General features: G+C 31.9%; 8 protein-coding genes. All 8 read right to left on the bottom strand.

Features of this window, described 5'->3' with window-relative positions; translation table 11 throughout:
- Window positions 1-2: 2 nt before the first annotated feature.
- On the bottom strand, window positions 3-584 hold the full coding sequence (gene ruvA / locus LY08_RS02520; RefSeq protein WP_111658854.1) for a Holliday junction branch migration protein RuvA: 582 nt from the start codon (window positions 582-584) through the stop codon (window positions 3-5).
- A gap of 52 nt (window positions 585-636) precedes the next feature.
- The gene (locus tag LY08_RS02515; protein WP_111658853.1) at window positions 637-2,934 is read right to left on the bottom strand and encodes an NADP-dependent malic enzyme; all 2,298 of its coding nucleotides are present in this window, start codon (window positions 2,932-2,934) and stop codon (window positions 637-639) included.
- A gap of 98 nt (window positions 2,935-3,032) precedes the next feature.
- Window positions 3,033-4,763: an alpha-amylase family glycosyl hydrolase gene (locus LY08_RS02510; RefSeq protein WP_111658852.1), complete on the bottom strand. Its 1,731-nt coding sequence runs from the start codon at window positions 4,761-4,763 to the stop codon at window positions 3,033-3,035.
- Window positions 4,764-4,796: 33 nt separating this feature from the next.
- Entirely contained in the window at window positions 4,797-5,717 is a 921-nt protein-coding gene (locus tag LY08_RS02505; protein ID WP_111658851.1) for a carbohydrate kinase family protein, read from the bottom strand.
- Between the two features lie 118 nt (window positions 5,718-5,835).
- The gene (locus LY08_RS02500) at window positions 5,836-7,794 is read right to left on the bottom strand and encodes a trehalase family glycosidase (protein WP_111658850.1); all 1,959 of its coding nucleotides are present in this window, start codon (window positions 7,792-7,794) and stop codon (window positions 5,836-5,838) included.
- Window positions 7,795-7,803: 9 nt separating this feature from the next.
- Window positions 7,804-9,117 (bottom strand): MFS transporter, encoded by a 1,314-nt coding sequence (locus LY08_RS02495; RefSeq protein ID WP_111658849.1) that lies wholly within the window; start codon window positions 9,115-9,117, stop codon window positions 7,804-7,806.
- A gap of 15 nt (window positions 9,118-9,132) precedes the next feature.
- Window positions 9,133-11,259 carry a glycoside hydrolase family 97 protein gene (locus LY08_RS02490; RefSeq protein WP_111658848.1) on the bottom strand — a complete coding sequence of 709 codons (2,127 nt, stop codon included), beginning with the start codon at window positions 11,257-11,259 and terminating at the stop codon, window positions 9,133-9,135.
- A gap of 6 nt (window positions 11,260-11,265) precedes the next feature.
- Window positions 11,266-12,171, bottom strand: a complete 906-nt coding sequence (locus LY08_RS02485) for a hypothetical protein (RefSeq protein WP_111658847.1) — start codon at window positions 12,169-12,171, stop codon at window positions 11,266-11,268.
- Between the last annotated feature and the right edge of the window lies 1 nt (window position 12,172).

The raw sequence follows: 12,172 nt of genomic DNA, 5'->3' as shown, positions 1-12,172 counted from the left end.
AATTATAAATTTTTTAGGGCTAATTTGATAATGGTTTCTACGTTAGCTTCTGGCTCTGAAGCAACAATTTTATCTATTACTTTTTCAGCTTGCTTTTTGGCAAAACCAAGAACTTCTAATGCAGATAACGCTTCATCTTTATTAGTATTGTTTTGACTTACAGAAACTTCGTCTATATCATAAATTTTAAGAATTTTATCTTTTAAATCAATAATAACACGTTGTGCGGTTTTTAGTCCAATACCTTTTATAGATTGAATTAAAGCTACATCTTCTGTAGCTATTCCTTCCCTTATTTGCTTAGGCGTTAAGGATGATAACATGGTACGCGCTGTATTTGTACCAATACCACTTACAGAAATTAATAATCTAAATAATTCTCTTTCTGCTAATGAAGCAAATCCGTATAGGGTATGTGCATCTTCTCTAATTTGAAGGTGTGTGTATAATTTTAAAGCTTCTTGATCTGGAATCTGAGAATACGTATGCAACGAAATATTAATTAAATAACCAATACCATTACAATCTATAACGACATCTGTAGGATTCTTCTCTACTAACTTTCCTTGTATGTGTGTAATCATGTAATTGTTGCTGTTAAACCTCCAAATGTAAGAAAATTAATTGTACTTCAAATTAGCTATTATTTTTATGATTTTGTTCTTGTTTTTCCTTTTGCTGCGCATCAATTACAGCTATTGCTGTCATGTTTACAATTTCATCTACACTAGCGTCTAATTGTAATATATGTACAGGTTTACGCATTCCCATCATGATTGGTCCAATGGACTCTGCTTTGTTTAATTCTTTTAGAAGTTTATACGTAATGTTAGCAGATTCTAAATTTGGAAAAATAAGTGTGTTTACTTTTTTACCAGATAACTTTGAAAACGGAAAAATATCTTGAAGCATTTTACTGTTTAAAGCAAAATCTGTTTGAAGCTCGCCATCAACCAATAAATCTGGATGCCTCTTGTGTAAATAAGATACTGCTTCTCTAACTTTAGTTGCTGTTTGATCTTTTGATGACCCAAAATTAGAATACGAGGTCATTGCCATAACAGGTTCCATCCCAAACATTTTAACCACTTTTGCGGTCATCTGTGTGATTTTAGTTAAGTCTTCTGCAGAAGGATTGATGTTTATGGACGTATCACTTAAAAACATTGGTCCACGTTGCGTCATCATAACGTTAGTAGTCGCAATTCTTGTAGAACCTGGTGCCAATCCAATAAGTTCTAGCATTGGTTTTACTACAGATGGATAACTTCTAGAATATCCAGAAATTAAAGCATCTGCATCGCCTTCATTAACCATCATTGCTGCGTAATAGTTACGCTCTCTCATTAGTTTTTCTGCTAACAGTAAAGTTACTCCTTTACGTCTGCGTTGTTCCCAATAAACTTTAGCGTATTTATTTTTTTGTTGTAATTGTTCGTCAGACTTAGGGTCTATGATCAACACATCTGCATCAAACTCTAACTCTTCTTTTAATCGTTCTATCTCTTCCTTTCTACCTAATAAAATAGGAATAGCGACACCTTCTTCATAAACAATTTGTGCAGCTTTTAATACGTCTATAGAATCTGCTTCTGTAAACACCACACGTTTAGGGTCTAATCTAGCTCTGTTTAATAATAATCTAACAATCTTATTATCGCTACCTAAACGGTCTAATAATTCGTCTTCATATTTCTGCCAATCTTCTATAGGCTCTTTAGCAACACCACTTTCCATAGCTGCTTTGGCAACTGCTGGAGGCACTGTTGCAATTAAACGTGGATCAAATGGCTTTGGGATGATGTATTCTTTTCCAAAAGTTAGACGTGTTTCGCCATAAGCGATATTGACTTGTTCTGGGACTGGCTCTTTAGCTAAATCTGCTAATGCTTTAACCGCTGCCATTTTCATAGCTTCATTAATTTTGGTAGCTCTAACATCTAAAGCTCCTCTAAAAATAAACGGAAATCCAAGAACATTATTTACTTGATTAGGATGATCGCTTCGTCCTGTTGCCATAATAATATCGTCTCTGGTATCTATAGCTAATTGGTAGTTGATCTCTGGATCTGGATTAGCCATAGCAAACACTATTGGGTTTTTAGCCATAGTGTTTAACATCTCTGGCGTCACAATATCTGAAGTTGATAAGCCAATAAAGACATCTGCATCTTGCATAGCTTCCTCTAGAGTATCTATTTTTCTGTGTGTAGCAAACTCTGCTTTTTGTGAGGTTAAATTATCTCTATCGTCTCTAATAACTCCTTTACTATCCAACATCACTACGTTTTCGCGTTTAGCTCCAAATGCTAAATACAATCTAGTACACGATATTGCTGCTGCACCTGCACCACTTACTACAATGGTAACCTCATCTATTTTCTTTTCTGTTAATTCTAATGCATTTAATAACGCTGCTGCAGAAATAATTGCAGTACCATGCTGGTCATCATGCATTACAGGAATATCTAATTCTTCTTTTAGACGTCTTTCTATCTCAAATGCTTCAGGTGCTTTGATATCTTCTAGGTTAATACCTCCAAAGGTTGGTGCTATGTTTTTTACAGTCGCAATAAATTCTTCAATATCTTCAGTACCAACTTCTATATCAAACACATCAATATCTGCAAATATTTTAAACAGTAAGCCTTTACCTTCCATAACAGGCTTAGAAGCTTCTGGACCAATATTTCCTAATCCTAAAACCGCAGTTCCGTTGGATATAACTGCAACTAAATTACCTTTTGCTGTATATTTATAAACGTTATTAACGTCTTTTTCTATTTCTAAACAAGGCTCTGCAACACCTGGAGAATACGCTAACGCCAAATCGCGTTGGGTAGCATATTTTTTGGTTGGAACCACTTTAATTTTTCCTGGAGTTGGTTTGGCGTGATAGACTAAAGCTTCTCTTCTTTTGCTTTGCTTACTCATACTTTTTTTGATTACACTATGAAATACAAATGTAAGTTTTTATGAGAAAAGAGTATAGAAAAACAGTACAGAGTTTTTAGGGATTTTGAAATATAAATTTAGTAGGTCAAAACTTTAGTTTCATTATTTTCTTTGCAAGTAATATTAAATGAAAATGTTTTAAGATTTGCATTTAAGTGTACCGAACTCCCTTCATTTTCCCATTTGACATCAATAATGTTTTTAGAAGTGTTATTAAATGAAACTTCTCCTTGAAAAGCTTTAGAAGTATTTCTTAATTTAATAATTTCTAATTGATTTAGAACGCTTTGCTTTTTTAGTCCTTTATTAATATCGTTTAAGCTTAACGTTGTTCTGTTTATCTCCTTATGTCCACCACTTCCTGCTTTATCTGCAGCTTCATAATTATTTTTGCCTTCAAAAATATCCAGATACCATATTTGAGGAATTCCAGGCATAAATAATTGTATTGCTCTGGCTAATAACATTTTTTGTTCGTCTTCTCCTAATGCACTAAAAAACGTTGCATTTACTTGATAGTAAGATATTTTTTTACCTGAGGGTCCATATAAGTTTTTAACGCGTCCACCACGTTCTATAATGGTATTCATTATAGTTTCGATTTCTTCATCTTCCAGTAATCCTTTGTTATAAGAGCCATTTACTTCTTTTCCTTTTAAATCTAGAACAGGAATACCATCATGACAGCCTAACATATTAACAGTCTTGTATCCTTTGGTGATAATCTCATTAGCCCATTTTAAAATGGCTTTATTATTAGCTGTCTCAAGGGTATGGATAACTAATCCTGGTAGGAAAAAATCGTAAATAAAATAACCTTTGTTTGCAACTTCCTCATGTAACCCTAAACCATATTCTGCATGGATTTCTGGTAATAACATGAGGTTGTTTTTTTGTGCTATTTGTTTTATTCTTTCCAGATACTGCCAAGTACCTGGTTTATTAAAAAAATTGGATTGACCAACTTGTTTGTGTAAATAAGCGAATGCATCTAATCTTAATATTTGGCCTCCAAAACTTTTAACCTTAGATAAGGTGTCTTCATAAAAATCCCAGACTAATGGTGATTTTGCGTTAACATCCATTTGTCCTAAATACGTTCGTTTTTTATTGACAACGTCAATAATTTCAGTTTTTAAATGGTTTTCAGTACCAAAATCTATAGTTGAAATATCTTGCCTGTCTTGTATTGCTTGATTGACTTTATCGCAAATTAACTTTGCTTGATTTGAAGACAATTGTTTTACATTTTTTAAGTCTTCTATTGAAATTGGATGGTACTTTATTTCTTGGTAAAAAGTATTCCAATAAGGTTGCTCACTACCATCCGGAAATGGTACTTTTAATATTGGAAGTCCAGCTTTACGCATAAACAATTTGTCTAAATACTGTTTTTTAGGAATAACTATTTCCTCTTCGTTTAAATCGCCATGATCTTGCCAAAAGGTATTCCAGTTAATAAAAAAATCTTTGTACTTAGATTGGTCTCCATGTTTTAATAAATCTTTAAATTGAGGAGAAGCAACTGACAAGTGATTTAAAACAATATCAAATTTAAGTTTGATATTAAGTTTATTTAAAGCTTTTAAATCTTCTTCTGCTATTAAATCTTTATTTAAATTATAGTCTATAATAGAAAACCCTCTGTCTAAATCGCTATTAAAAAAGGTTGGTAATACATAAAACAGAGAAAAAACATCTTTAAACTCTGTTCTTTGAAGCATACTTATGGTATCGCTCCATTTTTCTCCAATACTATCTGGATATGCATTTAGCATTACACCATTTGAGATTGTACTTGTCGGCATATTTTATTAATTATTTATAAAATTTATGAAGTGCTATAAAAGCTTGGAGACTATATTAATATTTTCTGGTAATCTACCAACATTTTGAAGCTTTAAAGCTGCTAATTTTAGTGCAACTTCTAAGCATTCAACCACAGTTTTTTTATTGATGTATGCATATAAAAATCCAGACCAAAACGCATCTCCAGCACCTGTTGCATCCATTATTTTTTCAATTTTTATTGCAGGTAACTGTATGATGTCTTTATTTTTTTGAGATAGCTTAACTCCATTGCTACCTAGTGTTAAGCACACAGTATCAACACCTATATTATGAAAAAACTTAAAAATTTCTTCATCTGGTAATTTTTTCTCAAAAAGCCTAAACATATCATCTTCACTAACTTTAACTAGAGGATTTAATTTACAATAGGATTTTATAACATTTAAAGCTTCTTCTTGACAGCTCCATAGTTTATCAGAATAATTAATATCTATACTAAGTTGGCATCCTAAATTAAAGGCTTCTTCTGCTTTTTTTAAAATAGTAGATTGTGCAGGATTTTTACTTAAAGCAAAACATGTGGTATGGAATATTTTGGTTTTTTTTAAAGTTTCAGTAGGAATTTGATTTTCGGAAATTATACAATCTGCCTCTCTAAATGGAATAAAATCTGGAGTCCCAGAAGATCTTGAAACAAAAATAACACTTGTTGGTTTTTTATGAATAATATCCATGTAAGTCACATCGACACCAACTTCTGCTAATTTTTTAAAAATATATTCTCCAAATCCATCGTTTCCAACTGATGAAACTAGTACTGCATTAAGTCCTAAACGAGCAGAATTCATTGCGACATTTGTTGGAGATCCACCTAGAAATCTGTGATAATCTCTTGTTTCATTTATCTCTACTTCAGCTTGATGTCCTATAAAATCTATTAGGACTTCTCCAACACATAAAATATCTATCATACTAGTTTAATTGTTACTTTTAATTGTAATAAATATAAATTTACAATCCTCTTGTAATTTTTTATTAATTACTTAAATAAAATGGCTTTAATACTTACTAAAACGTTTTAGTTTTTATTTAATTGAATAGTTTATTAGGTTCTACTAACTTATTTAACTCTAATCTATACTGATTTTTTAATAAGGATAATCCATATTGATAAGAAGCATTCATCCATCCAAAACCTTCTTGCGTAATATATTCAAAATCGGTACCTACGTTTCCATATTCGGCAAACACTTTATGTGTGGCAGCTACAACATCGTATTTTTCTGGAATTGTCCCATTGTAATCCACAGCATTTTTGGTTATCATATGTAACCATCTGTAAATTAATTCTTGTGCTTCATTATTGTATCCGTAATTAATAAGTCCTTTCCAAATCATCATTTGGTGTGGCGCCCAACCATTAGGGTAATCCCATTGTCTAGCTGGTCTGTTATCTGATATATCTCCTCTACTTTCTTTTGTTGAAGCTGCAATACCGCCTTGTTCTTTTAATAATGGTAAGGCTTTATTAACTAATTGTTTTGCTTGTTCATTAGATGCCATTCCAGACCACATTGGCGTAAAAGTTGTTGCAGAAACAAAATTGGATTGTTTTTTGGTAACGATATTATAATCGAAAAACATGCCTTTTTGATCATTCCATAATAGATTACTTGAAATAGATTGACGTTTTTTTGCTTTTTCATCCCAATATTCTGAAGTATAACTTCTTCCTGACGATGTGGTGAATTTATTATTAAAATGATTTGCTATTAAAAAAGCAAAGTCTTTTTCGTACTTATACAAAAATGCATTTAGCTCTACCAAGTTGAGATCTGCACAATTTCCTTCAATGCGATAAGACGTGTCATGACCAGATTCTCTCATACTTCTATCATGAACAAAGTAAGGGTCAAGTTCTGGGTTAGATTCTAATTCATTTTGATAGCGTTTAATATATTCTTTAACAGACAAGTTTGCTACAGACGCATAAGGTTTAATAATGGCATCAAAATGACCTTCTTCACATTCTGGTGGCATACCAATACCTTGTGATAAATAACGGTTTAGTCCATTTTCTGTTAACCTGATACCGTTTTCCATCCAAACAGTTTCATATTCTTTAATTGCAGTATCCAAATGGTTTTCTAACCATTTTTTGTTTTGTGTTACTTCAAAAACTTCTGTAATTAAACTTGAATAAAAAGGTGGTTGCGTTCTGGTAAGGTAATAGGATCTATTTGCATTTAGAATTTTTCCGTAATTCTCAATCTCATATTGAAAATTATCTGCCATAGCTTTTGCCAAATCTACTCTACCGTCAACAATTAAACCTACAGATTCAAAATAACTATCCCATCCGTACATTTCATTAAATCGTCCTCCTGGAACAACAAAGGGTACACCTTGCAATTTTCCCCATCTATTTTCAAGTTTTAATGATAAAATTCCAGGTTGATTGTTAATAGATTTTACATATTTTGGTGTAATAATTTCTGGCAACCTAACTGTTGTAATGGGTAAATCCTGCTCTAGTTTTTTAAAGTAATTAAAAGCTATTGAATCCTTGAATGGCACATAAATTCTGAGCGCTTCGGAGATTAAATTTTTATTTTTGGAGTCTTTAATTAATGCTTCAACACCATCCTTATCCAAGTGTCTTGTGAGACCATCCCAATAATAGTTTTTTATTAATCGTGATGTTCTATCAACAGGAGGTTCGTTAATGTATTTTGGTTTAATATTGGCAATTGTTTGACCTTTATTTTGAGCAAATACTAGCTCTTGAAGTAAATTAGATAGTTTATATGTACCTTCTATTTGAAATATGTTTCCAGAATTTGATTTTAATTGAAATAATTTTGGCGATATATCTTCCACAGTAATTTTTTTATCACCATCCGTATCTTCTTGCTTTAACAATTGTTCTAAGGTGCTTTCAATATCTACTTGATAAGACACATCTTTAGAATTTTTATTATTAGACTCATTTTTACATGATAAAAATGAAAAAAACAGAATTAAAATTATTGTACCTGTATATTTCATGACAAATGATTAATTGTTAACTATCGTTTTTTTTTCATTTAATCGAAACGCTAAAAAAGCTGCTATAATAAAAAATACACCAGCAAATAACATGGCGTTTACAGCACTTCCTCCTAATATATATTTATAAATTGGACCAAAAGTTAGCGTTTGTATAAACATTGGAATAACAATCATCATATTTAAAATACCCATATACACACCTCTTCTGTCTTGAGGTACAATTTTTGAAACCATTGTGTAAGGAATTCCCATCATTGCAGCCCAACCTATTCCAAATAAAACCATTGGTACAAGTACTAACATTGGATCTGAAATAAATGGTATTGTAAATAAAGCGATTGCTGTACCTACTAAACTTAAGGCATAAACTTTTTTACCTCCAAAACGTAAAGTTAATGGCACTAAAGCAAGAGCCACTACCATAGTTACTATGTTGTAGGTTAAACTCATTTTTGCTGCTTGTGATGCTGCTTCAGATGTTGAATAGCCAAGAGTTAGTTTAAATAATGGTGTTGTAAATTGCCAGTAAATAAAGAGTGCATACCATTGAAATAGATATACAGCTCCAATTTTCCACATAAATTTTGGCATTTGTTTTATAGCTTCGGCAATTTCTGCAAAAGGTTGTGATATACGCTTTTTAAGTGGTAATGCTTTTATAGCATTAATATCTGCTAGTTCCTCTTTACTTGGTGGAATTTCTGGTGTTTTAAAAACCGACCATAAAATGGTTGTTAAAGACAAGAAAGCACCAATGTAAAATGAATAATATAGCCATTGTGGTATAGTACCTGCAACTTCTACAGAGTCTCCTCCAAATAAATATTGAAATAAAACAATGGAACCATTGGCTAGTAAAATTCCTGCTCCAACAAATAAGCTTTGCATTTGAAATCCTAAACTTAACTGTTTTTCTGGTAATTTATCTCCAACAAACGCACGATAAGGCTCCATTGCCATATTGTTTCCAGCATCTAGAATCCATAATAAACCTACTGCAAACCAAAGTACTGGACTATGCGGAAATGCAAATAAGCACAGACTACCTAACAAGGCTCCAATTAAGAAATAAGGCTTTCGTCTTCCCCAACGATTAGACCATGTCTTATCTGACATGGCTCCAATAATAGGCTGCACTAATAATCCTGTAACAGGTCCTGCAATATTTAAAATAGGTAACATCTCTTCTGGTGCTCCTAAATACAAAAAGATTGGATTTATAGCAGTTTGCTGTAAACCAAAACTATATTGAATCCCTAAGAATCCGACATTCATATTAAAAATTTGCCAAAAGGATAATCTAGGTTTTTTTATTTCCATGTCTTAGTGTATTAGTTATTTTTTTTTGATACTTATTGCAAAACCTCCACCTGAAGCTAGTTTAATATCTAAAACTGAATCTTTAGTTAATTTTAAAGTTTCAATTGTATAAGCTTCTGGATTGGTGTCCCAATGTGATTTATTAGTGTCTTTGTAAACTGTAGCTTTATAGTTAATGCCTTCTTCTAAAAAATCGAAAGTTAGAGATTCTGTTCTTTCATTTTCATTTGTAACACCTCCTACAAACCAGTTGCCAGTATTTTTTTCTTGTCTAGCAATAGTTACATGTTCTCCTATTTCGCCACTTAACACCTTAGATTGTTGCCAATCGACACCAACATCTGTAATAAATTGAAATGCTGGATGTATTTTACCATTTTTCATATAATGTTCTGGTAAATCGCAAGCCATTTGTAATGGACTATAAATAACAACATACAAGGCTAATTGATGTGCCAAGGTTGTATTGACCTGATTGTCTTTTTTAAACTCGTTAAACTTAATATTAAATACACCAGGAGTATAATCTATTGGACCAGATAACATTCTGGTAAACGCAACAGTTGGAATATGGTTTGGTGGATTTCCGCCATCTGAAGCCCAAGCATTAAACTCTTGACCTCTTAGCCCTTCTCTTGCAATAGCATTTGGATACGTTCTGCGTTTTCCTGTTGCTTTTATTGGCTCGTGTGCATTAACTGCAATTTTCTTTTTAGCAGCTTCTTCTAAAACTTTTTGATAATGATTGACCATCCATTGTCCATGATGGTATTCTCCTTTTGGAATTATTTTACCAACGTAACCTGTTTTAACCGAATTAATATTATTCGACTTCATAAAATCATAAGCTACATCCATTTGTTTTTCGTAAGTAAGTGGTGCAGCAGAGGTTTCGTGATGCATAATCACCTCAACACCTTTAGCTTTAGCATAATCCATAACTTTTGGAAAATTGTAATCTGGATAAGGCGTCATAAAATCGAAAACACCTTCTCTGTCATTACTTATCCATTTGTCCCAACCTGTATTCCAGCCTTCAACTAACAGACCTTTAATACCATTTGCAGATGCAAAATCTATAAACCGTTTCGCATTTTCTGTGTTAGCTCCATGACGCGAAGTCCCAACTTTACCTGTTGTATAAGTGTTCATGTCTTGGCTTCCTTCTAAATCCCAAGTGGATTTACCAATATGCATTTCCCACCAAATACCAACGTATTTCATTGGTGTAAAATAACTAACATCGCCAATTGCGTTTGGATCGTTAAGATTTAATATCATTTTAGATTCTATTAAATCGCCAGCTTTTTCGGCTATTTGAATAGTTCTCCAAGGTGTATTGAATGGCACTGTTACTTTTGCTTTTCCGCCTAATCTTTCAGATCCTACCAAGGCACTAGTCATACTTAAATTGTCAGCATCTACTTTTAGCGTCATACCAGCATAATTAGTTAAATCTGCCTCATGAAAACTTAAGTACAAACCATCATCAGTTTTCATTGTAACTGGAGTATTTACAGCATTTTCTGGAATATATGTTGCTGATAAATTTGGATGGTTTTGTTTAGAAAGTGCATCAATATCTGCAAAATTTGTTTGATTATATAAATGCTCATAAATATCCCAATCTCCAGGAATCCACCATACTTTATGGTTTCCTGTGAGGTTAAACTGTGTGTTTTCGTCTGTAATTAAAATATCTTTTAAGTTTGCTTGTTCAGGAAATTCATACCTAAAACCTAAACCATCGTTGTATACTTTAAAGTGGATGTTTAATTGTCGTTTTTTATTGGATTGTTCTTCTAAAAAAACAACCAATTCGTTATAATTGTCTCTAACTTCTAATTGTTCTCCCCAAGGCATTTGCCAAGTTTCATCTGAAGATCCTGATGTTGTTTTTATTATTTTAAAATCACTTTTTAATGAAGGTAAATCTTTAAAATCAAAACTTATGTACGAGGTATCTATAATTGTTTTGTTTTTGTGAGACACTATATACATTGGCTCACCTGTTTTTGACAACCCAAATTCTATAGAAATATTTTTATCTGGCGATGTAATAACAGTAGTATTATTAGACGTGCTACATGCTACCAAAATAAATGTAACTAGTATTAATAATACATAAGAATTATTTTTCATAATGAGTTATTTTTTAATTGGCATAAATACTTCTGCTTCCCATTCTAATTCGTTTCCTCCAGAATGCGGATCATTTAAAAACACTTCTATTGGCAATTCGTTTATAGCAATATTTTTATTTTTTGCATAATCGATTAATGAAAACCATGCTCTATCTGAAATTCTATAATTACCATTAAACATGGTTTTTATAGCTTCTTTTTTATCTGAAGTTTTAATTTTTACCATTTCAGATTTTGGGTAACTATCTTGTTTTGCAATAGGAAAACAAAAATCGAAAGTCATTATATCTTCTTTTTGATTCCAATTGGTTACCTCTAAAAAAGGATGTCCAGTTAATTGCAATTCATTATTTCTTATATAATTCATGACATCTATGGTATGCGTCATCATTAGCTTAGCTTTTTCGTTTAACTTACCAGATAAAGTTATGTAAGCACAATTTTGAGCAGGAAAAACTTCTTTTGTAACTGAAGATACTTTGTATTCTTCTTCATGGATTTTTAATCCTTTTCTTATTTTGCTAACAGTATTAATACTTCGTTTTACAAAATCTGTTTTAGTAAATGGCACTTTTAATTTTTGAATAAAACTATGTTCTGTATCCTTTAATAACGCTGTTACTTTTGTGATGGAATCGGACTCTTTATGTATTGACCATTTAATGTTTATAATTGAGTCTGAAACTTTCAGGTTTTGTTCAATTTCTGAAAACGGTTTTTTTGAAATGGTTGTTACTGCTTGTGTAGAATTTGGTTCCCAATTATTCCAGCCAATTAATGTAGAATAAACGGTTCCTGGAGCATGCGTTGTTTTAAACGTTACTTTATAATCGTAATCTTTAATTAAAAAATACCAACTAGCAGTAAATACTGCTATTATTAAGATAATATATAAGCTAGTTTTCTTCATT

This window comes from Olleya aquimaris, assembly GCF_003259525.1.
Taxonomy (GTDB): domain Bacteria; phylum Bacteroidota; class Bacteroidia; order Flavobacteriales; family Flavobacteriaceae; genus Olleya; species Olleya aquimaris.
The sequence above is the reverse complement of the archived record's forward strand: the minus strand, read 5'-3'. Positions and strand labels throughout refer to the sequence as shown.